26 protein-coding genes are annotated in these 22,362 nt (G+C 68.2%); 14 read left to right on the forward strand and 12 right to left on the reverse strand.

Annotation, left to right across the window (positions count from 1 at the left end; genetic code table 11):
- Nucleotides 1–31: 31 nt before the first annotated feature.
- From E5CHR_RS29895 to E5CHR_RS29905, 3 genes are read right to left on the reverse strand one after another with little or no spacing between them, the layout of a single operon-like run.
- Nucleotides 32–988, reverse strand: a complete 957-nt coding sequence (locus E5CHR_RS29895) for an MDR/zinc-dependent alcohol dehydrogenase-like family protein (protein ID WP_162583372.1) — start codon at nucleotides 986–988, stop codon at nucleotides 32–34.
- Nucleotides 970–2,109, reverse strand: coding sequence for an NAD-dependent epimerase/dehydratase family protein (locus E5CHR_RS29900; RefSeq protein WP_162583373.1), 1,140 nt, complete (start codon nucleotides 2,107–2,109; stop codon nucleotides 970–972). The genes E5CHR_RS29895 and E5CHR_RS29900 overlap by 19 nt, the downstream gene beginning before the upstream one ends.
- A complete protein-coding gene (locus E5CHR_RS29905) occupies nucleotides 2,106–3,224 on the reverse strand; it encodes an NAD-dependent epimerase/dehydratase family protein (RefSeq protein ID WP_162583374.1) in 1,119 nt (372 codons plus the stop codon). Before E5CHR_RS29905 ends, E5CHR_RS29900 begins: the two co-directional genes overlap by 4 nt.
- A 221-nt stretch (nucleotides 3,225–3,445) precedes the next feature.
- On the opposite strand from E5CHR_RS29905, the gene E5CHR_RS29910 reads away from it, so the two are divergent.
- Nucleotides 3,446–4,603: an inositol-3-phosphate synthase gene (locus E5CHR_RS29910; RefSeq protein WP_162583375.1), complete on the forward strand. Its 1,158-nt coding sequence runs from the start codon at nucleotides 3,446–3,448 to the stop codon at nucleotides 4,601–4,603.
- Complete coding sequence (locus E5CHR_RS29915) at nucleotides 4,600–5,553, forward strand: beta-xylosidase (protein WP_162583376.1); 954 nt, start codon at nucleotides 4,600–4,602, stop codon at nucleotides 5,551–5,553. Before E5CHR_RS29910 ends, E5CHR_RS29915 begins: the two co-directional genes overlap by 4 nt.
- Here the strand turns inward: E5CHR_RS29915 and E5CHR_RS29920 are convergent.
- A complete protein-coding gene (locus tag E5CHR_RS29920) occupies nucleotides 5,513–6,583 on the reverse strand; it encodes a UDP-glucuronic acid decarboxylase family protein (RefSeq protein WP_162583377.1) in 1,071 nt (356 codons plus the stop codon). The genes E5CHR_RS29915 and E5CHR_RS29920 overlap by 41 nt on opposite strands.
- Before the next feature lie 173 nt (nucleotides 6,584–6,756).
- Between E5CHR_RS29920 and E5CHR_RS29925 the strand changes: the two genes are divergently transcribed.
- From E5CHR_RS29925 to E5CHR_RS29945, 5 genes are all read left to right on the forward strand, one after another.
- Nucleotides 6,757–7,290 carry a protein-tyrosine phosphatase family protein gene (locus E5CHR_RS29925; RefSeq protein WP_162583378.1) on the forward strand — a complete coding sequence of 178 codons (534 nt, stop codon included), beginning with the start codon at nucleotides 6,757–6,759 and terminating at the stop codon, nucleotides 7,288–7,290.
- On the forward strand, nucleotides 7,290–9,377 hold the full coding sequence (locus E5CHR_RS31895; protein ID WP_232062245.1) for a zinc finger-like domain-containing protein: 2,088 nt from the start codon (nucleotides 7,290–7,292) through the stop codon (nucleotides 9,375–9,377). The genes E5CHR_RS29925 and E5CHR_RS31895 overlap by 1 nt, the downstream gene beginning before the upstream one ends.
- An 89-nt stretch (nucleotides 9,378–9,466) precedes the next feature.
- The gene (locus E5CHR_RS29935) at nucleotides 9,467–9,745 is read left to right on the forward strand and encodes a hypothetical protein (RefSeq protein WP_162583379.1); all 279 of its coding nucleotides are present in this window, start codon (nucleotides 9,467–9,469) and stop codon (nucleotides 9,743–9,745) included.
- 87 nt (nucleotides 9,746–9,832) lie between these two features.
- On the forward strand, nucleotides 9,833–10,198 hold the full coding sequence (locus E5CHR_RS29940; protein WP_162583380.1) for a hypothetical protein: 366 nt from the start codon (nucleotides 9,833–9,835) through the stop codon (nucleotides 10,196–10,198).
- A gap of 191 nt (nucleotides 10,199–10,389) precedes the next feature.
- Nucleotides 10,390–10,641, forward strand: a complete 252-nt coding sequence (locus E5CHR_RS29945) for a DUF2934 domain-containing protein (protein ID WP_197893887.1) — start codon at nucleotides 10,390–10,392, stop codon at nucleotides 10,639–10,641.
- A 46-nt stretch (nucleotides 10,642–10,687) separates the two neighbouring features.
- On the opposite strand, the gene E5CHR_RS29950 is transcribed toward E5CHR_RS29945, so the two are convergent.
- From E5CHR_RS29950 to E5CHR_RS29965, 4 genes are all read right to left on the reverse strand, one after another.
- A complete protein-coding gene (locus tag E5CHR_RS29950; RefSeq protein WP_162583382.1) occupies nucleotides 10,688–10,915 on the reverse strand; it encodes a hypothetical protein in 228 nt (75 codons plus the stop codon).
- 17 nt (nucleotides 10,916–10,932) lie between these two features.
- Nucleotides 10,933–11,751 (reverse strand): ZIP family metal transporter, encoded by an 819-nt coding sequence (locus E5CHR_RS29955; protein ID WP_162583981.1) that lies wholly within the window; start codon nucleotides 11,749–11,751, stop codon nucleotides 10,933–10,935.
- A 109-nt stretch (nucleotides 11,752–11,860) separates the two neighbouring features.
- Complete coding sequence (locus E5CHR_RS29960; protein ID WP_162583383.1) at nucleotides 11,861–12,472, reverse strand: hemerythrin domain-containing protein; 612 nt, start codon at nucleotides 12,470–12,472, stop codon at nucleotides 11,861–11,863.
- A gap of 67 nt (nucleotides 12,473–12,539) precedes the next feature.
- A complete protein-coding gene (locus E5CHR_RS29965; RefSeq protein ID WP_162583384.1) occupies nucleotides 12,540–13,034 on the reverse strand; it encodes a hemerythrin domain-containing protein in 495 nt (164 codons plus the stop codon).
- Between the two features lie 248 nt (nucleotides 13,035–13,282).
- On the opposite strand from E5CHR_RS29965, the gene E5CHR_RS29970 reads away from it, so the two are divergent.
- Genes E5CHR_RS29970 through E5CHR_RS29980 form a run of 3 tightly spaced genes read left to right on the forward strand, consistent with a single transcriptional unit; the run spans nucleotide 13,283 to nucleotide 16,154 of the window.
- Nucleotides 13,283–15,016, forward strand: coding sequence for a RecQ family ATP-dependent DNA helicase (locus E5CHR_RS29970; protein ID WP_162583385.1), 1,734 nt, complete (start codon nucleotides 13,283–13,285; stop codon nucleotides 15,014–15,016).
- A 36-nt stretch (nucleotides 15,017–15,052) separates the two neighbouring features.
- Nucleotides 15,053–15,838 carry an OBAP family protein gene (locus E5CHR_RS29975; RefSeq protein ID WP_232062246.1) on the forward strand — a complete coding sequence of 262 codons (786 nt, stop codon included), beginning with the start codon at nucleotides 15,053–15,055 and terminating at the stop codon, nucleotides 15,836–15,838.
- Nucleotides 15,839–15,857: 19 nt separating this feature from the next.
- The gene (locus tag E5CHR_RS29980) at nucleotides 15,858–16,154 is read left to right on the forward strand and encodes a hypothetical protein (RefSeq protein WP_162583386.1); all 297 of its coding nucleotides are present in this window, start codon (nucleotides 15,858–15,860) and stop codon (nucleotides 16,152–16,154) included.
- Between the two features lie 21 nt (nucleotides 16,155–16,175).
- On the opposite strand, the gene E5CHR_RS29985 is transcribed toward E5CHR_RS29980, so the two are convergent.
- The 4 genes from E5CHR_RS29985 to E5CHR_RS30000 all read right to left on the reverse strand — a co-directional run bounded on the left by E5CHR_RS29985 (nucleotide 16,176) and on the right by E5CHR_RS30000 (nucleotide 20,307).
- On the reverse strand, nucleotides 16,176–16,754 hold the full coding sequence (locus E5CHR_RS29985; protein ID WP_162583387.1) for a molybdopterin-dependent oxidoreductase: 579 nt from the start codon (nucleotides 16,752–16,754) through the stop codon (nucleotides 16,176–16,178).
- Nucleotides 16,755–16,842: 88 nt separating this feature from the next.
- Nucleotides 16,843–19,194 carry a phosphocholine-specific phospholipase C gene (locus E5CHR_RS29990; protein ID WP_162583388.1) on the reverse strand — a complete coding sequence of 784 codons (2,352 nt, stop codon included), beginning with the start codon at nucleotides 19,192–19,194 and terminating at the stop codon, nucleotides 16,843–16,845.
- Between the two features lie 180 nt (nucleotides 19,195–19,374).
- The gene (locus E5CHR_RS29995) at nucleotides 19,375–19,725 is read right to left on the reverse strand and encodes a response regulator (RefSeq protein ID WP_162583389.1); all 351 of its coding nucleotides are present in this window, start codon (nucleotides 19,723–19,725) and stop codon (nucleotides 19,375–19,377) included.
- 165 nt (nucleotides 19,726–19,890) lie between these two features.
- Entirely contained in the window at nucleotides 19,891–20,307 is a 417-nt protein-coding gene (locus E5CHR_RS30000; RefSeq protein ID WP_162583390.1) for a hypothetical protein, read from the reverse strand.
- A 35-nt stretch (nucleotides 20,308–20,342) separates the two neighbouring features.
- Here E5CHR_RS30000 and E5CHR_RS30005 point away from each other — a divergent pair, with 35 nt between their 5' ends.
- The 4 genes from E5CHR_RS30005 (at nucleotide 20,343) to E5CHR_RS30020 (ending at nucleotide 22,360) form a co-directional block, all read left to right on the forward strand.
- Nucleotides 20,343–20,552: a hypothetical protein gene (locus E5CHR_RS30005; RefSeq protein ID WP_162583391.1), complete on the forward strand. Its 210-nt coding sequence runs from the start codon at nucleotides 20,343–20,345 to the stop codon at nucleotides 20,550–20,552.
- Nucleotides 20,518–21,411 carry a DUF72 domain-containing protein gene (locus E5CHR_RS30010; protein WP_162583392.1) on the forward strand — a complete coding sequence of 298 codons (894 nt, stop codon included), beginning with the start codon at nucleotides 20,518–20,520 and terminating at the stop codon, nucleotides 21,409–21,411. The genes E5CHR_RS30005 and E5CHR_RS30010 overlap by 35 nt, the downstream gene beginning before the upstream one ends.
- Nucleotides 21,412–21,434: 23 nt before the next feature.
- Nucleotides 21,435–21,863: a VOC family protein gene (locus tag E5CHR_RS30015; protein ID WP_162583393.1), complete on the forward strand. Its 429-nt coding sequence runs from the start codon at nucleotides 21,435–21,437 to the stop codon at nucleotides 21,861–21,863.
- 80 nt (nucleotides 21,864–21,943) lie between these two features.
- Entirely contained in the window at nucleotides 21,944–22,360 is a 417-nt protein-coding gene (locus E5CHR_RS30020; protein ID WP_162583394.1) for a hypothetical protein, read from the forward strand.
- The last annotated feature ends 2 nt before the right edge of the window (nucleotides 22,361–22,362 follow it).

A 22,362-nucleotide genomic window follows, 5' to 3' on the forward strand; every position in this document is an offset into this window, starting at 1 on the left:
TGCTTTCCTCCTCCTGCCATGTCATGCGATGTCAGTGGCTGGTGACCACGGCCTTGAGAAATCCGTCGGGCCGCTTGCGAGTGAGCTCCAGTGCCTCGCCGAGCCGGTCGAGCGGCAGGCGGTGCGTGATCAGCGGCTCGGGGTCGAGCACGCCCGCGGCCATCAGGTCGATGGCGCCGCGGATGCCCTCGATGTAGCGGGCCGGGTCGCGTTCGTGCGCGTTGACGACGTCGATGCCGCGCCAGTTCCACAGCTGCAGGTTGACCTGGCGCAGGCCGTCCTGGTGATAGCCCGCAATCACGAGCCGCCCGCGCTCGCCCGTGAGCTCGCCGGCCAGGTCGAGCGGCCATTGCAGCCCGACGGCTTCGATCACGCGCTCGCACCAGCGCCCTTCGGTGATCCGCTTCGCTTCTTCGAGGATGCGCGCGTGCTCGTCCATGAGGATCGTCTCGGCCGCGCCGGCCTGGCGCGCGACCTCCAGCGCAAACGGACGGCGTGAGATCGCGATCACGCGCGCACCGGCGTTCGCGGCCAGCCGCGTGAGCAGGGCTCCGAGGAAGCCGATGCCGACGATGGCCACGGTCTGCCCGGCCTCGATGCCGCTGCGGCGGAAGATGTTCACGGCGCAGCCGAGCGGCTCGGCGGGCATGGCGGCATGGTCGAGCTCGGGCGGGATCGGCACCACCGCGTGGGCATCCGCCACGTCGTACTCGGCGTGCGCGCGATAGCTCAGCGCCGCGACCCGCATGCCTTCGCGCAGGCCTTGCACGCCCTCGCCGACGGCCGCGATGCGGCCCCAGCCTTCATGTCCGGGTGCCCCGGCTGCCTGGGGATAGTCGAACCACGTGCGGCCTTCCCACAAGGGCAGGCTCGATGCGCACACGCCCGAGCCTTCCAGGCGCAGCAGCACCTGCCCCGGCCCGGGGGCGGGCCGCTCCACGCGCGCCAGCGTGGCCTCGCGCGGGGCGCTTATGACGCCGGCAAGCATTGGGGCTCCCGGCCGATGCCGATGTCCGCCGCCAGGCCTGCCGGCGCGGCGCCGCGCATCTCGCGCAGCCAGCGATGGAGACGCTCGATGCCTTCGGCCGCGCCGATGCGCGGGGCCCAGCCCGTGGCCTCCCGGAAGCGGCGGATGTCCGACACGTAGTAGCGCTGGTCACCGGTGCGCCAGCCGCCCGCTTCCGTCTGCGGCCGCCTGCCGTCGAGCCGTTCGATGTGCTGCAGCAGGTCCAGCAGGCTGATGACGTTCTCCGGCCCGCCGCCGATGTTGAATGCCTGGCCGGAGAGCCGCTCGATGTGCCGATCGGCCAGCAGGAACGCGTCCACCAGGTCGTCGACGAACAGGATGTCGCGCACCTGCCTTCCGTCGCCGTAGATCGTGATCGGCTTGCGGTCGAGCGCGCGCAGCAGGAAGTGCGCGACCCAGCCCTGGTCCTCGGTGCCGAACTGGTGCCGCCCATAGATGCAGCTCATCCGGAACACCACCGTCTTCAGCCCGAAGCTGCGCGCGTAGTCGTGCACGTACTGGTCGGCCGTGCCCTTGGAGCAGCCATAGGGGCTGTGGAAGTCGAGCGGGCGCGACTCCCCGATGCCATGGCCGGCGAGCTCCTGCGAGACCGGCGCGTAGCGCTGCCCGCGCAACTCCAGGGCGATGTCCTCCAGGCCGCCATAGACTTTGTTGGTCGAGGTCATGATGACCGAAGGCGGCACCCGCTGCGACCGCGCGGCCTCCAGCACGTTGAGCGTGCCCAGTGCATTGATCGAGAAGTCCTCGCGGGGATCGACCAGGCTGGTGGTCACCGCCACCTGCGCCGCGAAGTGGAACACGCGGCGCGCACGCGCGACGGCGCGCTCCACCGCCTTGGCGTCGCGCACGTCCGCGGTGGCGATCTCCAGGCCTTCGCGATGGGTATCGCGCAGCCAGGCCAGGTTGCGTTCGACGCCGGCGCGCGACAGGTTGTCGAGCACGAGCACCGGTTGCTTCTCGGACAGCAGGCGATGTGCGAGGTTGGCACCGACGAAGCCGGCGCCGCCGGTGATGAGCGTGAGCCCTTCGCGGGCCGCGCCGCCATTGAGGACCCTGACCTTGCTTGCGTTGGCCGGCGTCATATTGCGAGCCCCCGCGCGTCGAGTTCGGCGCTGGCCTGGGCCACGCGGTCGACCGCCGCCTGCCCTTCGAGCCAGGCCGCCAGCTCGGCCAAGCCGTCGTCGAGCTTCACCTGCGGCGTATAGCCCAGGACATCGCGCGCCTTCGAGATATCGGCGAAGCAGTGCCGGATGTCGCCCACGCGGTACTTGCCCGTGATCTCCGGCTGCAGATGCTCCTTGCCGGTGACCGCGGCCAGCCGCTGCGCGATCTCGCGCACCGTGCAGGCTTCGCCGCTGCCGATGTTGAACACCTCGCCAGCGGCTGCCGGCGTCTCCAGTGCAAGACGGCAGGCACGGGCGATGTCGTAGACGCTGACGAAATCGCGCTGCTGCCACCCGTCCTCGAAGATCCGGGGCGGGCTGTCGTTCAGCAGGCGCGAGGCGAAGATCGCCAGCACGCCGGTGTAGGGGTTCGACAGCGCCTGCCGCGGCCCGTACGCATTGAAGAAGCGCAGCGCCACCGCCTTCATGCCGTAGGCACGGGCGATCATCAAGCACATGCGCTCCTGGTCGAATTTGGAGAGCGCGTACACCGAGGCCAGCGCAGGCACCTTGGTCTCGGGCGTCGGCGCGGGCAGGAGCTGCGCACCCTCGTCGTCACGCCATTCCCAGTCGGCGCGGCGCAGCTGCTCGAGCGAACGCTCGCCCACGACGCGGGTCTCGCCGCGCGCCGTGCGGTACAGGCCTTCTCCATAGAGGCTCATGCTGGAGGCCACGATCAACTGCGCGACCGGCTTTTCGATCAAGGCCTCGAGCAGCACCGCGGTGCCGAGGTTGTTGGTGCGCGTGTAGTGCATCACCTCGTACATGCTCTGGCCGACGCCCACCGCCGAAGCAAAGTGGAAGACCGCATCGACGCCGCGCAGCGCGCTGCGCACCGCGGCGGGGTCGCACACGTCGCCGTGCATCAGCTCCACGCCGCAGTCGAGGTAGTCAGGTCTTCGTGCATCGCTGCCATGCACCTGCGAGGCGAGGTTGTCGAGGACGCGCACGCGAAGGCCGCGCGCGAGAAGTTCGTCCGCGAGATGGGAGCCGATGAAGCCGGCTCCCCCGGTAATGAGCACAAGCTGCGACATGGAAGTCCCTGTTCTTGTTTGTTGACGGACCGGTCGCGCATCAGGGCACTCGACCGCTGCTGAAGCCCGAGCGTCTTGTGTCGCTGCCTTCTCTCCTGTGCGACCGAACTGACGCGGATGTAGGAACAAAGCTTCGTTACCCCACTGCTGAGCTGGGGTAGGCCGCGTGCGCGCACATGATGGAGGCTCGCTTCAACAGAGAGCAGAGAGGTCATCGATCCATGAACAAGATTCGCGTCGCGATCATCGGCGTCGGCAACTGCGCCTCGTCGCTGGTACAGGGTGTGCATTTCTACGGCGATGCCTCTGGGACGGACTTCGTGCCGGGCCTGATGCACATCGACCTCGCCGGGTACCGCCCGTGCGACATCGAGTTCAGCGCGGCCTTCGACGTGCATGCGGGCAAGGTGGGACTCGACCTCTCGGAGGCGATCCTGCAGGAGCCCAACAACACGATCCGCTTCGCGCAAGTGCCGCAGCTCGGCGTGAAGGTGCAGCGCGGGCCCACGCTCGACGGCATCGGCAAGTACCTGCGCGGCGTGGTGCCGCAGGCCCGCGCCAAGCCGGTCAACGTTGCGCAGGTCCTGAAGGACAGCGGCACCGATGTGGTGGTGTCGTATCTGCCGGTGGGTTCGACCAAGGCGACCGAGTGGTATGCCGAGCAGGTGCTCGAGGCAGGCTGCGCCTTCGTCAACTGCGTGCCGGTGTTCATCGCCTCGTCGAAGCGGTGGCAGCAACGCTTCGCCGACCGCGGGCTGCCGGTGATCGGCGACGACATCAAGTCGCAGGTGGGCGCGACCATCGTGCACCGCATTCTCACGGACCTGTTCCGCAAGCGCGGCGTGCAGCTCGATCGGACCTACCAGCTCAACTTCGGCGGCAACACCGACTTCCTCAACATGCTGGAGCGAGACCGGCTGGTGTCCAAGAAGATCTCGAAGACGCAGGCGGTGACCAGCCAGCTGGGAAACCCGATGAAGGCCGAGGACGTGCACGTGGGGCCGAGCGACCATGTGCCCTGGCTCACGGACCGCAAGTGGTGCTACATCCGCATGGAGGGCACCACCTTCGGCGACGTGCCGCTGAACTGCGAGATCAAGCTCGAGGTGTGGGACTCGCCCAACTCCGCCGGTGTGGTGATCGACGCGGTGCGCTGCGCCAAGCTGGCGCTCGACCGCGGCATCGGCGGGCCGGTGCTGGCGCCGGCCAGCTATTTCATGAAATCGCCGCCGCAACAGTTCACCGACGACGAAGCGCGCGAACTCGTCGAAGCTTTCATCCGTGGCGATGCCGAGGCGCTCGCGCCGACGCCCGCGCGGCCGCCCGAATCCGCCGGGGAAGCGATCGTCGAGCCCGCAAGCAAGAGCAGGCAGACATGATCGAAGCCGTCAAGTTCTGGAATGAGCCCAACAACAAGTCGCACTGGGATCTCGAACTCGACCCCGAGTGGACCGCGTACGGCGCGATGGTCAAGGAGGCCTCGGCGGCAGTCCGCGCGGAGAACGCCGAGCTGACTCAGGTGCTCGGCGGAATCTCGCCGATCGACCCTTTCTTCATGCAGCGCTTGCGCGACCAGGGCGTGCTCGCGGGACTGGACGCGGTGGCGGTGCACGGCTTCCCGCTCGACTGGAACCACTGGCAGATCGGCGAATGGCCTGCGCGCATCGCCGAGATCGAGGCCGTGACGCCTTTGCCGGTGTGGGTCACGGAGGTGGGCATTTCCACCTTCGGCGCCGAGGAGGTGCAGGAGTTCGGCCTGCGGCGCACGGCCGAGCTGCTGCTGGGACGTGTGCCGCGTATCCACTGGTACTCGCTGTACGACCTGCCGAAGGCGTGGCCCGCCACGACGCGGCATCGCGAGGCGGAGGGCTCGAGTTACTACCGGCACTTCCACATGGGCTTGCTGCGCGAGGACGGAACGCCCAAGCTGGCGAGCCGCCAGTTCAGCGCCTACACGCCCGAGATGGGCATCTGCCAGTGGTTCCACTTCGAGGACCATCGGCTCGACGACGCGGTGCGATGGCTGCGGCGCCTCGGCGTGCGGCGCCTGCGCACCGGCCTGAGCTGGGCCGACAGCTGGCGCCCGGGCGCGGACAACTGGTTCGACCGGCAGATGCGCGCGCTCGAAGACTTCGACGTGACGCTGACCTTCTGCTTCACGCCCGAACACCGGGGCGTCGCCGCGCACCACACGAGCCCGCCGCTGGTGGCGGGCGAGTATGCGGAGTTCTGCGCGCGGATGGTCCGGCGTTATGCGCCGGGCCTGCGCAGCGGGGCGCAGGCGCTTCTCACGCCTGTGCCGCGCGACGCGCCTTCGCCCGCGGCTTGAGATGCTTCGCGACGCTCGCCGCAGCCGGCGCCAGGTGCTGCGGCACACCCGTCGCAGTGGCCTGCACTGCCGAGGTTTCGGCGAGCAGGCGATCGAAGTAGGCGATGGTCCGGGTCAGCCCTTCCTCGAGCTGGACGCGGGGCTGCCAGCCGAGGGTGTCACGGGCAAGCTCGATGCGCGGCTGCCGCTGCAGCGGGTCGTCCGAAGGCAAGGGCGCGAAGCTCAGCTTCGAACGGGAGCCGGTGAGGCGGATCACCAGCTCGGCCAGCTCGCGGATGGTGAACTCGCCGGGGTTGCCGATGTTCATGGGGCCGATGCCGGCGGTTTCGCATTCCATGAAGCGATGCAGGCCGTCGATCAGGTCGTCGACGAAGCAGAAGCTGCGCGTCTGCTGGCCTTCGCCATAGATGGTGATCGGGTCCCCGCGCAGCGCCTGCACGATGAAATTGGACACCACCCGTCCGTCATTGGGATGCATGCGCGGACCGTAGGTGTTGAAGATGCGCACCACGCGGATGTCGACCGCGTGCTGGCGGTGGTAGTCGAAGAACAGCGTCTCGGCGCAGCGCTTGCCTTCGTCGTAGCAGCTTCGAATGCCGATGGGATTGACGCGCCCCCAGTAGCTCTCGGGTTGCGGATGAAGGTCCGGATCGCCATAGACCTCGCTGGTGGAGGCTTGCAGGATGCGCGCATGCAGGCGCTTGGCCAGGCCGAGCATGTTGATGGCGCCATGCACGCTGGTCTTGGTGGTCTGCACAGGGTCGTGCTGGTAGTGCACGGGCGACGCCGGACAGGCGAGGTTGTAGATCTGGTCGACCTCCACGTACAGCGGAAACGTCACGTCGTGACGCATCAGGTCGAAGCGCGGGTGATCCAGCAAGTGCTCGATGTTGCGCTTGGTGCCGGTGAAGAAGTTGTCGACGCACAGCACCTCGTGCCCTTCGGCGAGCAGCTTCTCGCACAGGTGGCTGCCGAGGAAGCCGGCACCGCCGGTGACGAGGATGCGACGTTGGGCGTTGTAGATGCGCATGGCGTTGGCTCTTTGGCGTTGGGGTTGCAGTGAGTGAATGAAGGGCCGATGTGAAGAAAAACCTATCAGAGATTTCGATGGCGAGATACCGGACGATGTCGTTCACCGCGGTTGACCCCATTGATGAGCTGCCGCTCGCGCCGCGTTGCATTCGCGGGCGCTAGGGTGTGGCCGTGAACACCTGGCAACCGAACTTCAGCTGGATCAATGACACGCTCGCAGTCGGCGGCAGCTTTCCCGGCGACCGGGCGGAAGGGCTCGCGCGCGAGCACGGCATACAGGCCGTGGTCGACCTGCGCGGCGAAACGCAGCCCGATGCCGTCGTGCTGCGCCGCCACGGCATCGCGCTGCTGCACTTGCCGACGGAGGACATGTGCGGCGTGGCGATGTTCGATCTCGATCGGGGCATTCGTTTCGTCAACGGATTTCTCGACGCCGGGCGGCGCGTGCTGATTCATTGCGAGCACGGCATCGGCCGCTCGGCCACGCTCGCGCTGTGCGTGCTGGTCCAGCGCGGCCAGGCGCCGCTCGACGCGCTTGCGCTGATGAAGAAGCAGCGCCCGCTGGTGTCGCCTTCTCCGGGGCAGTTCGCGTGCTGGTGCGGATGGCTGGAGAGCCACCGTTCGGCGAGCAAGGTCGACTGGCAGGTCCCGAGCTTCGACGAGTTCCAGGCGCTCGCGTATGCGAGCCGCGAGCCGAGTGCGTGATGCTCGTCTACGGAGATGCGGTCCGCCATGAAGACGCCGCCCGCGTGCTCGCCCGCCTGCGGCGCTGCCTGCGGGAGCTTGCGCTGCTGCCGCCCGGACTCGCGCGACACGCACGCCTGGTCGCCGGGTTGATCGAGGCCGGCGAATTCGCACAGGCGTTGGCAGATGCGCGGCACGTCGGCGCGGATGCGGCGATGTCGCTCGTGCGTGCGCTCGCCGAGTGCTGCGCGCGCTCGTGGGACAGCGACTTCGAGGCCGGCGCCGGCGTGCCGGCCGACACCCTCGCCGCTTGCGCAGACCGCCTGCCGCAGGAGCCGATCGGCCTGAAGCGTCCCGAGGGCTATGCCTACTACGCGCTCTATCCCGAGAGCTACCTGGATGCCGCGCGGCGTGTGCACGCGCCGTCGTGGCAGGTGTTCGGCGTGCGGAGCATCGGCACCAGCCTGGGCGCCATGGTCGCGGCAGGCCTCGGCGCCGGATGCCCGGGCACCCTGCGCCCGAGCGGGCATCCGTTCGCAAGGCGGCTCGCGGCGGACGCCAGTGCCATCGACCTGCACGCGGGCGCCTTCGCCGTGGTCGACGAAGGGCCTGGACTCTCAGGCTCCTCGCTGGCGGCGGTCGGGCGCTGGCTGCTGGACGCAGGCGTCGCGCCCGAACGCCTCCATTTCTTTGCCGGCCATGCAAAGGGTCCCGGCGCGATGGCAAGCGCGGATGTACACGCGGTGTGGCGCTGCGCGCAGGTGCACGCGGCGAGCTTCGAAGAGGTGATCCTGCGCCCCGAGCGGCCGGCGCATCGCCTGGAGAACTGGATCGTGCCGCTGGTCGGGCCCCTGCGGGCGCCGCTGCAGGACATTTCGGGCGGACGCTGGCGCGGGCTCCAGAGCCGTCCCGCCGGTGAAGCGCCGCCGGTGCATCCCGCCTGGGAGCGCCGCAAGTTTCTTGCGGAGACTGCCAACGGCCGCTGGTTGGTGAAGTTCATCGGCCTGGGCCGGGAAGGGGAACGCAAGTACCTGCGCGCCAAGGCCTTGGCCGCGGCCGGCTTCGTGCCCCGGCCAGCGGGACTGTGCCACGGCTTCGTGGTCGAGCGCTGGCGCGACGACCTTTCGCCAATGCCGGCGCATCCGGCCGGCAACCTGCGCTCCCGGCTCATCGATCGCATGGGCGACTACCTCGGCTTCCGTGCGCGTTCGTTCCCGGCTCTCGAGCGTGCCGGCGCCTCGGTGCGCGCACTCTGGGAGATGGGTCGCTTCAACACAGAGGCGGTGCTCGGACCCGCGCTCGCTGCAGCCTGGGACGCGTGGGAGCCGGGACTGGACCGCCTGTCGCATGCGGTCTGCCGCATCGAGACCGACAACCGCATGCATGCGTGGGAATGGCTCACGGCCGGCACGCTCATCCTCAAGACGGACGCGGTGGACCACCACGCGGCACATGACTTGGTGGGCTGCCAGGACCTCGCCTGGGACATCGCAGGCGCCGCGGTGGAGTTCGAGCTTTCCGGCGACGAGGTGGCGCGCCTGGTCGCGCGCTGCGGCCGGACACCCGACCCCGCGCTGCTGTCGTTCAGCCGGCTGTGCTACCTGGCCTTCGAGCTTGCCCGCTGCCGCGAAACCATCGGCGCCGCCGCCATCGCAGACCCACCCCTGCAGGCTGCTGCGGCACGCTACGAAGAGGCCCTGCACGCGGCACTCTCCGCGTCACCGTTCGCAACAACGGTGCACAGGAAAACGTCCGACTCCGCCACGGCCTCTGCGCCCGCGCCACGCTGCACGCCAGGGGCAGATGTTGCATCCATGGCTTCAGGAGTTGACATGGAACAGCAGCAAAAGCAAGCCCAGGCCCAGCAGCAACCGCGGGTCGTGCCACCCGTCGACGACGACGGTTCGTCGGTGGCCGGCGAGGAAGACCCGGGCGCTGCGGTCGAACCCACGACGCCGAAGGCGGGTGACGAAGCCCCGCCCGGCACGCCCGGAACAGGCGAAGGGATCTGCCGCCGCTGCGGCGGCAGCGGACGCCTTTCCGCCAGCGAACCTTGCCCCGACTGCGGCGGCACCGGACACGTCACGGTCGGCATCGGCGGCGCCTGAACGCAGTCGCGAAGGCTGGCATGCACCTTGCCACCCTGCTCCGGATCGGACCGCCGGCATCCTGCCGCCGCCGAAACCGGGGAAGTGGAATGACGAGCGCGGACAGGAAGATGGCGCCGATCGACGAGGAAGCGATCAACAAGGCATCACATGATTTCGAGTACCAGGGATGGAAGGTCAAGCTGGCCTTGGACGGCGCCAGTTCGGAGGGGATCGTCTCGGGGCACGCGGATCTTTACGAGCAATCCGTCTTCGTGTGCCGGGTCATGCTGTCGGCACGCCACCGCGACGGCAGCAGCGCGATGCAGGCGCTGGCGCGCAAGGCGCGAGCGCTGATCGACCTGCGGCAGCTGCAAACCAACGACTGACGAGAGGTCGGCGTGGACGGGGTGCGTGTAAATCCTGCAGTACATCTTTCAGAACCCAGGGGGCCTGGGTCAACCAGCGGAAGTCTTATGAACAAAACCTTGAACTCCTGTTTTCGCCGCAGCGCCAATCTTCACTGGGGCCTCTGGGCCCTGGCGGCTGCGGTGGGTCCGGCCATCGCACAGCCCACCGGCAATCCGAAGGGAAGCGCGCCCGTGACCATGGAAGGCAACAGCGCGAAGGCGCCTGCCACGCGCAATCGCAACGCCGGTTCCGAGGAAGAGCGGCGCACGGAAGACCGGGCCGGCGGTTCCACATCGAAGGCCTCCCGCGCAGGCCACCTGCGCACGCCGGGGGTGGGAACGGCCGGCGGGCTGACGGGTCGGCACCCGGGCGACGGCTCCGCCAATCGAACGACGGAGACCGACCAGGCGCCGCCTGCGAAAAAGCGCTGAGCCGCACGACGCTGGGCATTGCCGGGAACGGGCGCGCCGTTTGCTTGTGAGCGGGCCTGGCCTGCGTTCGCCTTCGGCGATGAGCGCCTGCCGGATCACCGACCCCTTTGTTCTTCCTGGAGACCACGTACATGCCACGCTCTGTCAAAGCAGCCAGACAAGATTCCACTGAGCAGCCGCCTTCGAGCAGCGTGCCGCCGCTCGAAGCGGAAGTCAGGGCAGCCGACCTCGGCTCGGCCGACGCAGGGGCAAGCGCGAGCGCAGACAGCGACGAGGCCACGCGGCCCGACACATCGCGCGAAGCCCGCATCCGGGAGGCGGCCTACGCCGCCTATGAGCGCCGCGGCAGGACACCCGGCAGCGAAGAGCAGGATTGGTTCGAGGCCGAGCGATCGATCGATGCGCAAGAGGATGGCACCGGCGGCACCACGCGCCAGCCGTAACCATTGCTTCTCCGAGCCCCCCGCCGCCCGGGCGGGCGCCGATTTTCTAAGGCTCCGTCTTCAACAGCCCTCGGATGTTGAGCACCGCGAGGCAGACCTGCAAAGCGATCAATGCCCATGCGCGACTCGGGATCGCCCAGGCGACCCAGAGGATGTTGCTGAGCAGGAAGATCCAGAAGCCCTTGTTGCGGCGTGTGCGGACGTTGGAACCCACCAGGTAGGCGGCGGCCAGCGACGAGGCGAATGCAGGCCATTGAATCCAGTCGAGTTGCATCCGGCGGACCTGCCCGATCAGCCGAGCGCGGTGTCGAGCACCATCATCACGACGAAGCCAGCCACCAGCCCGACGGTGGCCGAAGCCTCGTGCCCCTGCCGGTGCGACTCGGGAATGACCTCGTGGCTGATCACGTACAGCATGGCGCCCGCCGCCATGGCCAAGCCCCAAGGCAGCATGCCGGCAGAGACAGTGATGAGCAGCGCCCCGAACATTGCGGCCACGGGCTCCACCAGGCCGGACACGATGCCGAGACCTGCCGAGCTGAGCCGCCCGTAGCCGACGCCGCGCAGCGCCAGGGCCACGACCATGCCTTCGGGCACGTCCTGGATCGAAATGCCGGTCGTCAGGGCAGCCGCGCCGACCGGATCGGTGCCGGCAAAGGCGACGCCGATGGCCAGGCCTTCTGGCAGGTTGTGCAGCACGATCGCGAGCACGAACAGCCAGACGCGCCGCAAGGTGCGCGCCTGCGGGCCTTCGAGCCCCTTCACGAAGTGCTCATGGGGTACGGCGCGGTCGATGGCCAGCAGCAGCAGCGCCCCCAGCAGGATGCCGCCGCCGACGATGCCGCCGGCACCCCACGCACTGGCGCCCTGGGCCTTGGCCGCTGCCAAGCCGGGGATCACCAGCGAGAAGGAGCTCGCCGCGAGCATCACGCCCGCGCCGAAGCCGAGCATGATGTCGTAGCTGCGCTGCGAGAACTGCTGCGAGAGCAGCACGGGCAAGGTGCCGAGGGCCGTGGCCAGCGCGGCGACCATGCCGCCGACCAGCGCGCCCTGGATGCGCGCGTCGCCACGCGCCACGCCCTGGAAACCCTCATAGGCCAGGATGGCCATGCCGGCCACGACGATGGCAACGCCCAGGCAGCGCCGCAGGGACAACCGGCGGCGCGGGCCTGGATGCACCGGCGCGCCACCGGAGGGCCACGAAGGTTGCACGGCCTTGCTACCGGCGGAAGCTCGTGAGGTGCGGCAGGTGGCGCCGCGTGCGGCCCGACCGGCTGGCCCACAACAGGCCGAGCGCCGCGAGCCCCGCGATCGACAGCGCCGCCGTGTTGCCCGAGACTGCGCGCCCCATGTCGAGCGCGATCTCGCCGCTGCGCGGCGCGACCAGCTGCACGCGGCGCTTGGTCATGCGCGCACCCAACTCGCCGAGGCGATCGCCCAGCAGGCGCTCGGCCGCCGGCAGGAGGACTGTTTCCTCGTCGGCCACGTGGTGCAGCACCTCGCGCATCAGGGCCATCACGGTCTCGTCATAGTCGACGGCCTCCGGCTCCATGCGGCGCAGCAACCCGATGAGCCGCTTCATTTCCTGATGCTCGGCCATGCTCTCGCGGATGAGCTCGTCCTCGGTGACCTCGCGCACCGCCGGATAGAAGATCTCTTCCTCCAGGCTGGCATGCACCTCCAGCGCAGTGCAGATGGTGGACGCGAGCCCCTTGCGCACGCGCGCCGGGGCGCTGGCCTTGTACTGGTGGAAGGTGGACATCACGTGCGTGTGGTCCAGACGGATCATGTTCGTCGCGGTGGGCAACAAACGAGAAACCAGGTTGTTCATGGCGTGCTCCGTTGCTTGCGCAAAAAAAGGCGGTGGCCTGGCCACCGCCAACCCACGTCGGGCAGGGTCAGGCGGGCGTGGCGGTCAGCTCGCTCATCAGCTCTTCCTTGCGCGTCTCCAGCTGCTCGCGCATGGCGACCAGGTCGAGTCCGCGGGCGGCGCGCGCCTTGACGAAGATCTCGTTGCGCTCTTCCTTCACATGGTGGTCGATGTACTCGCCGAGCACGGTGACCTTGGCGTCGAACTTGTCGTCGACGTCGGTGGCGTCCTGGATCTGCGCGATCAGGTCCTTGGCGCTCGCGTGTTCGACCTCGGCTTCGTCGAGCAGGTCGGTGTCCTTGATGGCTTCTCGCAGGGCCGGATAGAAGATCTCTTCCTCGATCTGCGCATGCACGGTCAGCTCCGTGCAGATCTCGTTGGCGAGCTCGCGCTTCTTCTGCGATGCAGTGGCTGCCTTCGAACTGGCCAGCGTCTCGTACTCCTTGAACATCTTCTTGACGTTGCGGTGGTCGGCATCGAGCAGGCTGCAGGCATCGGGCTCGGAACGTTTGGTGGTGGGCATCGTGGGCTCCAGTGGGTTGGGTGGTTGGGAGGAAGCACAGCTTGTGATGGCCCCATCGGAGCTCGCGTAGGAGCGCGCCGCGGAGAAATGTCGATAAAGCGGAAGGCTTCAGGACGGCGCTGCTCAGCAGTGGCGCGACGTATGGCGGCGCACTGCGCGGCGCACCGCTTTGCGAATCCTCCGCCGTCCTACTGGCGGACCTGGACCGGTCGTGTCAGATCGCGGCCCAACCCCAAGGAGACCCCGTCATGCCCATTCCCGAACGCCGGCTGCAGCGCACGCTGCGCACAGTCTTCGGACTGCAGGCCTTGCGCCCGGGGCAGCGGCAGGTGATCGAGCGCGTGCTCGGCGGACGTTCCACGCTCGCGGTCATGCCCACGGGCGCGGGCAAGTCGCTGTGCTACCAGCTTCCGGCCCTGCTGCTCGAAGGCTGCACGGTGGTGATCTCGCCGCTGATCGCACTCATGAAGGACCAATGCGAGAAGCTGCAGTCGCTCGGCATTGCAGCGGTGCAGTTCAACAGCCATGTGGAAGCCGACGAGATCCGCTCCAGCGAGGAAGCCGTGCGCGACGGCTCGGCGCGCCTCGTGTTCGCCACGCCGGAGCGGCTGGCCGATGCGCAATTCGCGGCACTGCTGCGGGGGCGCACGATCTCGCTGCTGGTGGTCGACGAGGCGCACTGCATCTCGCAGTGGGGGCACGATTTCCGGCCGGCATTCCTGGGCATCGGCACCGTTGCGAAGGAGATCGGCGGGCCGCCCGTCCTGGCGCTCACGGCGACGGCGAACACCGAGGTGGCGGCGGACATCATGGAAAAGCTGGGCATTCCCAAGTCCGGCTGGATCGACACGGGAACGTACCGGCCCAACCTGCACTTCGCGGTGGAGCAGCATGCACGCGAAGACGAAAGACTGCGCCGGACACTCGCGCTGGTCGGCGCTGCGAAGGGCAGCGGCATCGTCTACACCGCGACCGTGAAGGCAGCGGAAACGGTGTACGAGGCGCTCCGCTCGCAAGGCGAATCGGTGGGGCTGTACCACGGACGGCGCAGCGCGGCCGAACGGCGGGAGGCCCAGGACGACTTCATGGCGGATCGGCTGCGCGTGATGGTCGCGACCAATGCGTTCGGCATGGGGATCGACAAGCCCGACATCCGCTTCGTCCTGCACTACCAGATGCCTTCGGGCCTGGACGCGTACTACCAGGAGTCGGGCCGCGCCGGGCGCGACGGCGCGCCTTCGGCCTGCACGCTGCTGTTCCTGCGGCGCGACCGGGCGCTGCAGCAGTTCTTCCTGACCGGGCGCTACCCCACGGAGGAGGAACTCGACGCGCTGCTGCGGGCACTGGAACGGAATGCGCCGCACGCCGACGGCCAGACGATGGAAGACCTCAAGGACCGCACCGGGCTGCCCCAGAACAAGCTGAAGGCGGCGGTCGGCCTGCTGCGCAACCGGCGCATCGTGGGCGTGGATCGCGAAGCCCGCGTGCGCCTGCTGCGTGCCGATCTTGCCGGCGACGAGATGCGTGAACTCCTCGCCAGCTACCGCCGAAAACGCGAACAGGACCACGAAACGCTGGAGCGCATCGTGTTCTACGCCCAGAGCGGCCAGTGCCGCTGGCAGGTGCTGCTGGCCTATCTGGAGGAAGAGGCGCCGCAGGAGCGCTGCGGCAACTGCGACAACTGCCGCCGCATTGCCCGGCACGAGGCGGCCATGGCGGCAACCGTCGAGGTGGACAGCGATGCGCCCAAGCTGCGGCACCCCGCAGAACCCCGGCTGCCGCTGCCGGCCTTCGTCGCGCGCCAGCCCGTCAGGGTCAAGCGCTACGGCGAGGGCAGCGTGGTGAGCGCGGATGCGTTGTCGATCACGATCGAGTTCGCCGACGGCAGCCGCCGCTGCTTTCAACCGGATTTCGTGCAGCCCATCGCCAACCGGAGGAGCCCGGGGCGGGCCGCGCGGTCGGCGGCGACCGCTACCGGATGAGTCCGTTGCAGGTGCCAGAAGGGAAAGGAGTTGCGGATGCCTGAAGATCCCGTCGCGATGCGCACACCGCTCGCAACCGCCCTGCTTGCAGCCGCATGCGCGGTTTTCGGATCGTGCGGCGGCAGCAACACGGCGTCCCCGGCGCCAACGCCCGGTGCGGCCAAGGAAGCCAGCACACGGGCGCTGGAGGCGGGGGCCTCGGCGCTGCAGGACAAGCCGCCGATCGAAGCCATCAATGCGTACCTGGACGGCTTCCACTTCTACAGCGGGAGCCCTGACATGCAGATGGAGGCGCACCACTACTGCGCCATCCTCGACGAGGAGCTGATCCAGTGCGTGATCTACGACGGCAACGTCAAGAATGCGAAGCTGATGGGCGTCGAGTACATCGTCAGCGAACGCCTGTTCAAGACATTGCCGGAGCAGGAAAAGGCACTCTGGCACAGCCACGTGCACGAGGTGAAGTCCGGCCAGCTGATCGCGCCGGGAATTCCCGACGCGGCCGAGCATGCGCTCATGACCAAGCTCGTCGGGACCTACGGAAAGACCTTCCACACCTGGCACACCGACCAGAACAAGCAGCTGCCCACCGGCATTCCCCAGGTGATGATGGGCTTCACCGCCGATGGACAGGCGAATGCGGCGATGGTCGCCGAGCGCGACAAGCGCTTCGGCATCGCCAGCGCGGACAAGAAGAAGCAGCGGGAGGACATACCGGCGCCGGCCATCGCCGATGGCGCGGATGCGTGGCAGAAAGGACGGACGGTTCAGCTCGCAGACCCGACGGGGACGCAGCACGGCCATCCGGCAGGCGGCAAGTAGCCGCACATGAAAGGACCCCATGACCAACTCCTCAGGCACCCACAGCGGCGATGGAACGCGCCCAACCACCAGCGGCGGCACCGACAACATCGGGGCCGGCGAGAAATTCAGCGGCAAGCGCTCGCAGGCCGGCAGCGAAGACAACGGCCCGGCGCCGGCGGAGCGCATGACGGCCAAGCGCAAGGACGCGGAAGCGTCGGAACACGAGGACTCGGCCGCTTTCGGGCTGCGCGAGGACATGGAGCCCGAGACCAACAAGGAGCCGCCGCCGACGAGTGGGAAGAAGTCCGGCGACGGCGGAGACGCGCCGCCGTGAACCGGGGCGCTCTCACCTTCGTCAGCCCCGCGTGACCTCGACGCTGTACAGCCCCCATGGGCACAGGGCGAAGCGTTCCTTGAGCGGCTTGTCCTTGAACGCAGGCAGCGTGTCGGCCTCGTAGACCGCCCACAGGGGCCCCAGCCCGCCGAGCGCGAGCGGGGCGCCATCCATCTCGGTCGCCACGATCATGCGATAGCTGCGCGCGTCTGCCATGCGCACCGGCACGACGTAGCCATCCACTGCGCGCAGGGCCAGCGTCGCGTCGCCGGGCACGCCCGCCGCCTCCATCACGCTGGTCAGCAAGGGGCCGGCGAGCGCGTGGACCTTGGCGTCGTACTCGATCGTCGGCTTGATCCGCACTGCAGGCAGGCGTCGCAAGGCCTCGGCGTCGAACACATAGGCCTTGTCGAACTTGACGCCGTGCTTCGCCATCAACTGGTCGAGCGCCGGATCGACGGGGCCCCGGTTGCTCTTGCCGACCGCGCCGCTGACGGTCAGGAGGCCCGGCCCCTTGGCGGTCTTGTCCGCGGCGGAGGCTTGGAGGGAAGAGAACGATGCGGCCAATGCCGCCGTGCCGAGGAAGTGACGTTTGTTCATCGGGCGATTGTGGGGCGAGGAGCCCTCGCGGGGAAGCACGACCTCCGGCCGCCACGATGAGGCCTCGCCCGGAAACGCACCGATGGACTCAGAAGCGCTCGGGCAGGCCCATCGCGGGATCGCTCACCGCGTGCCGGCCGGTCTCGACGCGCCCGGCGAAGCGGCGGTAGAAGGCGCTGTCGGCATCGCAGCTCACCACGAAGTCGTACCAGTTGCCCGTGGCGTCGAGGCTCCATCGCATGCTGGCGTCGTCGCGGCCCTTGACCCGCACGCTCCAGGGGCCGCGTGGCTGGTGGCCGCGGCCATCGTCATCGCGGTCTTCATGATCGTTGCGTCCACCCTTGCCGCCGCCGCCATGTCCGTCGAGGCGCGGGTAGGCCAGGTTGTGCTGCACGGTGAACCGGCAATCGCGCTGGCCGCCGTTGCGCATCTGCAGGTAGATATCGCCCTTGCGCGCGTCGTAGCCCACGCGGATCTCGGGCAGCGGCGCACCTGCGGCACGCAGCCGGTTCATGTCGCCCTTGAAGTGGCGGTGGAACCCGTTGGGCCCCAGCACCCAGAGGTCGTACAGGCCGGCGTCATCGGTCGCCGCGGCCCAGTCGCCGCTGAGCTGCTTGCCGGGCTCGACCATGTAGCGGCGCGGTACGCGGTCTGCCAGGTGCAGCTTGTCGTAGACGTGGAACACGGCGGCCGCGCGGCCGCTGTTGGCGAAGCTCAGCTGGACGCGGCCACTGGACGAATCGACGCGCGCGGTGGTGTGCAGCTCGTAGGGCAAGGCGCGCGAGGGCCGCACGCCGGTGGCCTGCACCGGCAGCGCGAGATCGACCGGGGGCACGATCTTCGGCAGCGCCTGCTGCGCGGCCGTCAGCGCATCCACCTCGGCCCGGGTCCGGCGGCCGGCCAGGGTGGGCAGCGGCTCGCCGTTGGGGCGCTCGAAGTTGAAGGCGCTGGTCAGGTCGCCGCAGACCGCGCGGCGATAGGCACTGATCTGCGGCTCGACCACGCCGAAGCACTTCTCGAGGAACATGAGGGTCGAGGTGTGGTCGCAGACCTGCGAGTTGACCCAGCCGCCGCGGCTCCACGGCGAGACGACCCACAGCGGCACGCGCGGACCCGGACCGTAGGGCCGGCCGTCCATGGCGGGCTGGCTCGCGGTCGCGGGCGTGTAGTTGTGATACTCCACCGCCACGTCCTCTTCCTTCATCGTGGTGCCGCCAGCCAGCGTGCCGTCTGCATTGCGCGACGGCGCCGAGGGGGTCGGCAGGTGATCGAAGAAGCCGTCGTTCTCGTCGAAGTTGACGAGCAGGACGGTCTTGCTCCAGACCTCGGGGTTGGCCGTCAGCGCATCCAGCACCTGCTGCACGTACCAGCCGCCCTTGGCCGGGCTCGACGGTCCGGGATGCTCGCTGTAGGCCGACGGCGCGATGATCCACGACACCGCGGGCAGCTTGCCATTCTGGATGTCCTCGCGGAAGGTCTCCAGGAAGCCGTGGGGCATCGTGTTGTGGAAGCCCTTGGCCAGCGGGCTGAGCGCATCGTCGACCGCCGGGTCGTAGAAGGGGCCGGCGGCGGTGACCGGCTGCGTGATGTCCGTGGCCGGCACGTAGACCGGGCGGCGCGCCGGCGGCATCTGCTCGATCTGGGCGCGCCAGTGGCGAAAGCCCATCATCTCGTTGCATCCGAAGTTGTCGATCAGGCTCTGGTAGACCTTCCACTTCACGCCGGCCTTCTCGAGCCGGTCGGCATAGGTGGTCCAGGTCCAGCCCTGCGTGGACACGCCGATGTCGTTGCCGCCGTTGAACTGGTTGTTCAGCGCTGCGACCTGCACCTTGCTTCCGTCGGTCGGGCTGACACCGTTCGGCCCGTTGGTGCCGCTCCAGTAGAACAGGCGGTTGGCGATGGTGCCCGTGTGCATGCCGCAGTGGTAGTGGTCGCACAGCGTGAAGGCGTCGGCCAGTGCGCGCTGGAACGGCACTTCGGCCGCTTCGTAGTAGCCCATCGACAGCTGGTTCTTGGCGTCGGGCCACTTGTACATGCGTCCATGGTCCCAGGCGGCCTGCGAGTCCGACCACGAATGCGGGGTGCTCCCGGCACGCTGCGCGTTGCCCTGGGTCTCGTCCAGGTGGTAGGGCACGAAGGTGCTCGCCGGCGTGGTCTTCGTGTAGGTCTGATAGAAGGCGTTCTTGCCGTTCGGCGTCGGGACCGCGAAGCGGTCGCCGAAGCCGCGCACGCCCTTGAAGGTGCCGAAGTAGCTGTCGAAGGAACGGTTCTCCTGCATCAGCAGCACGACGTGCTTCACGTCCTTGACGGTGCCGGTGTCGTGGTGGGCCGGGATGGCCAGCGCGCGGCGGATGCTGGGCGGGAAGGCGGCCAGCGTGGCGGCGGCGATGCCGGTCGTGGCGGTGTTCTGGAGGAATTTGCGGCGGGAGTTCGTGGTCATGTCTGATGCGTTCGTGGGTTCTTCGCACGGGGAGCGCCGAGCTTAGGCAAGCGCAATGTCATAACGATGACGCCGGCGCTGATCAGGTCTCGGCGCGCAAGGGCGGCGGCGGGGCCGGCCGCGGACCTCGCGGCAGCGGCTGAACGAGGTCGATGCTGCGTGGCCGGGCCGCGTCTCGCTCTACTTGCGGCACGCCACGCAGAACTCGATGAGCGCTTCCAGCTGCGTCGCCTTCTCGAAGAAGGCGTCCGCGCCGGCATCCAGCGCCCGTTGGCGCATCGGGTCGCGATCGTAGTTCGACATCATTGCCACCTTCTGGCCGGGCGCTCGCTCCTGGCAGTGCCGCAACACCCTGAAGCCATGCCCGCTTGCGAGGAAGACGTCGATGAGCGCCAGGTCCCATCCGTGCGGATTCGCGTCGAGCCAGGCGCTCGCGTCGGCGTCGGTGCTCGCGGCAAACGCCAGCTCCGCGCCGTCGATGGCGCGCAGGAGCTGCGCGAAGCGTGCCGAGAGCACGGGATCGTCCTCCACGAGAAGGACCCTCAGGCGAGATCCTGGACGGAGATGGGGCTTTGTCATCGGTGTTTGGCAAGCATTGATTCGAGCGCACGTGCGCCTGGAGTTTGCCGTGATCATCATGCGCAAGGCCGCGGCAATCCACGCGCCTGTTCGTCGGCCGCGACCCCTTGCTCGCGCTCATGGCTCGTGGTTCCCGCGGCGCATCGGGCGACGCAGAAGCGTGCCGCCCACTTCGCGCGCTTGCCGCTCGCGCTCGCGGCGACGCGCTTCGGCGGGGTTTGCGATCGTCGGACGTGGCTTGGGATTGAGCTCGCACCACCACGTTTGAACGAACATCGGCCCGGTGCCCTTGCCGCCGCGGGTCGGGTAGATCTCGACCCCCGTCAGCAGCACGCCACGGCCGTCGAGGGCCAGCAGCCTGGCCTTGTCGAGCAGCGGTATGACATAGCTCTCGCCATCCTGGGCGAGCAGCACGGCCACGCGCTTCATGCCCTTGCGATACACCTGCAGCTCGCCGTGCGCCGGCGCGGCCTCGATGTCGTCGCGGTGCAGCAGTTGCCCCTCTCGGCGGCATCGGTAAACAATGGCGAACACAGGCGAAGAATACTGTATGAATGTACAGTAGCGCCATGGACCGCGAGATCTGGATTGCCGTTTGCGCTCACCGGCTTCAAAGACAGTGGCGCACCATCGACCCCGATCAGCTCGACGAGCTCGCCGCAGATCTGTGGAACGACGAGCGCTTGAGAAGATTGGCGCCCGACGAGGCTGCCACACAATGGCTCGAACCATTAGCATCCGCCTATGAGCATCCTGGTCGGAACCGCCTCGTGGACTGACAAGACCCTCATCGACTGCGGGCGCTTCTATCCGAAGGAGGCAAAGACGCCCGAGGCGCGGCTGCGCCATTACGCGTCGATCTTCCCCTTGGTCGAGGTCGATTCGAGCTACTACGGCATCCCCGCGCCTGCCAACGCCCACAACTGGGCAGCGCGCACGCCCGAGCACTTCACCTTCAACGTCAAGGCCTTTCGCCTCTTCACCGGCCACCAGACCGACCCCAAGGTGCTGCACAAGGACATCAGGGAAGCGCTGGGGCCCACGGGCACGCTCTCGTACCGCAACACCCCGCCGGACATCCGCGGCGAGCTGTGGCGCCGCTTCATCGACGCGATTGCACCGCTCAAGGAGGCCGGCAAGCTGGGCCTGGTGCACTTCCAGTTTCCGCCCCGGCTGCAGTGCACTCGGGAGGGCCATGCGCACGTCGAGCACTGCATCGAGATGATGGGGGGCCAGGCCTGCAGTGTCGAGTTCCGGCACGGATCGTGGTGGACCGAGGCGCAGCGCGGCGCCACGATCGACTTCCTGCGCGAGCTGCGTGCCGTGCACACCATCGTCGACGGACCGCAGGGCTTCGCCAACAGCGTGCCCCTGCTGGCCGAGACCACGCATCCCGACTACGCGCTGGTGCGCTTGCATGGGCGCAACGTGGACACCTACAACATGAAAGGCGCGGCGTCGGCGGCCGAGCGCTTCGACTACGACTATCCGGACCGGCAGCTGCGCGAGATCCTGTCGGAGGTGGTCCGCCTGGCCTACAAGGTCCGGCATGCACACATCATCTTCAACAACTGCGACGAGGACAAAGGGCAGCGCAACGGCATCTCCTTCATGAAGATGCTGTTGGCGCATGGGTGAAAGCAAATCAAAGGAGCGTATGCATGGAAACACAGGAGTTGCACCGCGGTCGCCTGATCGATCACATCCAGCTCGTCGTGCGGGATCTGTCCGCGAGCCGGGCTTTCTATGAGGCCGCCTTCGAGGTGCTCAAGATTCCGATGGGCGGCACGGGAAAGGACTATTTCTGGGCGGACGAGCTCTTCATCTCGAGTGCCGACAGCGAGGCCGCGCAGGGCCAGCTGACCGGCCGCCACCACCTGGCGTTCCAGGCCCAGGACCGGGCGATGGTCGATGCCTTCTACAAGGCCGCACTCGCGCACGGCGGCAAGGACAACGGCGCTCCCGGCGAGCGGCCGTATCACCCGGGCTACTACGCCTGCTTCGTGCTCGACCCCGACGGCAACAACATCGAAGCCGTATTCCACGGCGAGGCTCAGCGCAGCGCGGCTTCGGTCAAGGTGACGTTCTGATCCCGAGACGACCGGACGATCCGGGCGGAGACCTCCCGCGGCAGAATGCCGGACCCTGACGACGACCCGCCCGCGTTCGAATGCTCGCCAACCTCGCCCCGTTCGCCACCATCGTCATCCTCCTGGTGTGGATGGGCTTCTTCATGTTCGGTTCGCTGCCGCTGATGATCCTGAAGCATGACACGTCGCTGGACGCACGTTTCATTCGCGGTCTGTTCGACGTGTACTACAAGGCCGTGATGGTGACGGCAGGCGCCGGCGCGCTGGCTCACGCCGCGGCTGGGCGTCCCGTCATTGCCTTCGGAATGGCAGGCGTCGCCTTGATCGCCTTCATCAGCCGCCGCGGCATCCTGTCGCGCATGGACCGGCTGCGCGATGCGATGACGGCGACCGACACGGGCCGCATTCGCCAGTTTCGCCGGCTGCATGTCTGGGGCATGGTCCTCAACGTGGCGCAGCTGTGCGTGGTTTGCGTGGGACTGGTCAAGGCGCTTTGAGC

The organism is Variovorax sp. PBS-H4, assembly GCF_901827205.1.
In the GTDB taxonomy this organism is placed as follows: Bacteria; Pseudomonadota; Gammaproteobacteria; order Burkholderiales; family Burkholderiaceae_C; genus Variovorax.

What these genes read in the sequence shown, in the direction of transcription:
- E5CHR_RS29975 (WP_232062246.1), top strand. Translation starts at nt 15,053, where the DNA reads ATGCCTGAAGATCCCGTCGCGATGCGCACACCGCTCGCAACCGCCCTG.
- E5CHR_RS29955 (WP_162583981.1), bottom strand. Translation starts at nt 11,751, where the DNA reads ATGGCCATCCTGGCCTATGAGGGTTTCCAGGGCGTGGCGCGTGGCGAC.
- E5CHR_RS29980 (WP_162583386.1), top strand. Translation starts at nt 15,858, where the DNA reads ATGACCAACTCCTCAGGCACCCACAGCGGCGATGGAACGCGCCCAACC.
- E5CHR_RS29940 (WP_162583380.1), top strand. Translation starts at nt 9,833, where the DNA reads ATGAACAAAACCTTGAACTCCTGTTTTCGCCGCAGCGCCAATCTTCAC.
- E5CHR_RS29895 (WP_162583372.1), bottom strand. Translation starts at nt 988, where the DNA reads ATGCTTGCCGGCGTCATAAGCGCCCCGCGCGAGGCCACGCTGGCGCGC.
- E5CHR_RS30020 (WP_162583394.1), top strand. Translation starts at nt 21,944, where the DNA reads ATGCTCGCCAACCTCGCCCCGTTCGCCACCATCGTCATCCTCCTGGTG.
- E5CHR_RS29950 (WP_162583382.1), bottom strand. Translation starts at nt 10,915, where the DNA reads ATGCAACTCGACTGGATTCAATGGCCTGCATTCGCCTCGTCGCTGGCC.
- E5CHR_RS29990 (WP_162583388.1), bottom strand. Translation starts at nt 19,194, where the DNA reads ATGACCACGAACTCCCGCCGCAAATTCCTCCAGAACACCGCCACGACC.
- E5CHR_RS29905 (WP_162583374.1), bottom strand. Translation starts at nt 3,224, where the DNA reads ATGTCGCAGCTTGTGCTCATTACCGGGGGAGCCGGCTTCATCGGCTCC.
- E5CHR_RS29915 (WP_162583376.1), top strand. Translation starts at nt 4,600, where the DNA reads ATGATCGAAGCCGTCAAGTTCTGGAATGAGCCCAACAACAAGTCGCAC.
- E5CHR_RS29910 (WP_162583375.1), top strand. Translation starts at nt 3,446, where the DNA reads ATGAACAAGATTCGCGTCGCGATCATCGGCGTCGGCAACTGCGCCTCG.
- E5CHR_RS30015 (WP_162583393.1), top strand. Translation starts at nt 21,435, where the DNA reads ATGGAAACACAGGAGTTGCACCGCGGTCGCCTGATCGATCACATCCAG.
- E5CHR_RS29900 (WP_162583373.1), bottom strand. Translation starts at nt 2,109, where the DNA reads ATGACGCCGGCCAACGCAAGCAAGGTCAGGGTCCTCAATGGCGGCGCG.
- E5CHR_RS29960 (WP_162583383.1), bottom strand. Translation starts at nt 12,472, where the DNA reads ATGAACAACCTGGTTTCTCGTTTGTTGCCCACCGCGACGAACATGATC.
- E5CHR_RS30005 (WP_162583391.1), top strand. Translation starts at nt 20,343, where the DNA reads ATGGACCGCGAGATCTGGATTGCCGTTTGCGCTCACCGGCTTCAAAGA.
- E5CHR_RS29920 (WP_162583377.1), bottom strand. Translation starts at nt 6,583, where the DNA reads ATGCGCATCTACAACGCCCAACGTCGCATCCTCGTCACCGGCGGTGCC.
- E5CHR_RS30010 (WP_162583392.1), top strand. Translation starts at nt 20,518, where the DNA reads ATGAGCATCCTGGTCGGAACCGCCTCGTGGACTGACAAGACCCTCATC.
- E5CHR_RS29935 (WP_162583379.1), top strand. Translation starts at nt 9,467, where the DNA reads ATGACGAGCGCGGACAGGAAGATGGCGCCGATCGACGAGGAAGCGATC.
- E5CHR_RS29970 (WP_162583385.1), top strand. Translation starts at nt 13,283, where the DNA reads ATGCCCATTCCCGAACGCCGGCTGCAGCGCACGCTGCGCACAGTCTTC.
- E5CHR_RS29985 (WP_162583387.1), bottom strand. Translation starts at nt 16,754, where the DNA reads ATGAACAAACGTCACTTCCTCGGCACGGCGGCATTGGCCGCATCGTTC.
- E5CHR_RS31895 (WP_232062245.1), top strand. Translation starts at nt 7,290, where the DNA reads ATGCTCGTCTACGGAGATGCGGTCCGCCATGAAGACGCCGCCCGCGTG.
- E5CHR_RS29965 (WP_162583384.1), bottom strand. Translation starts at nt 13,034, where the DNA reads ATGCCCACCACCAAACGTTCCGAGCCCGATGCCTGCAGCCTGCTCGAT.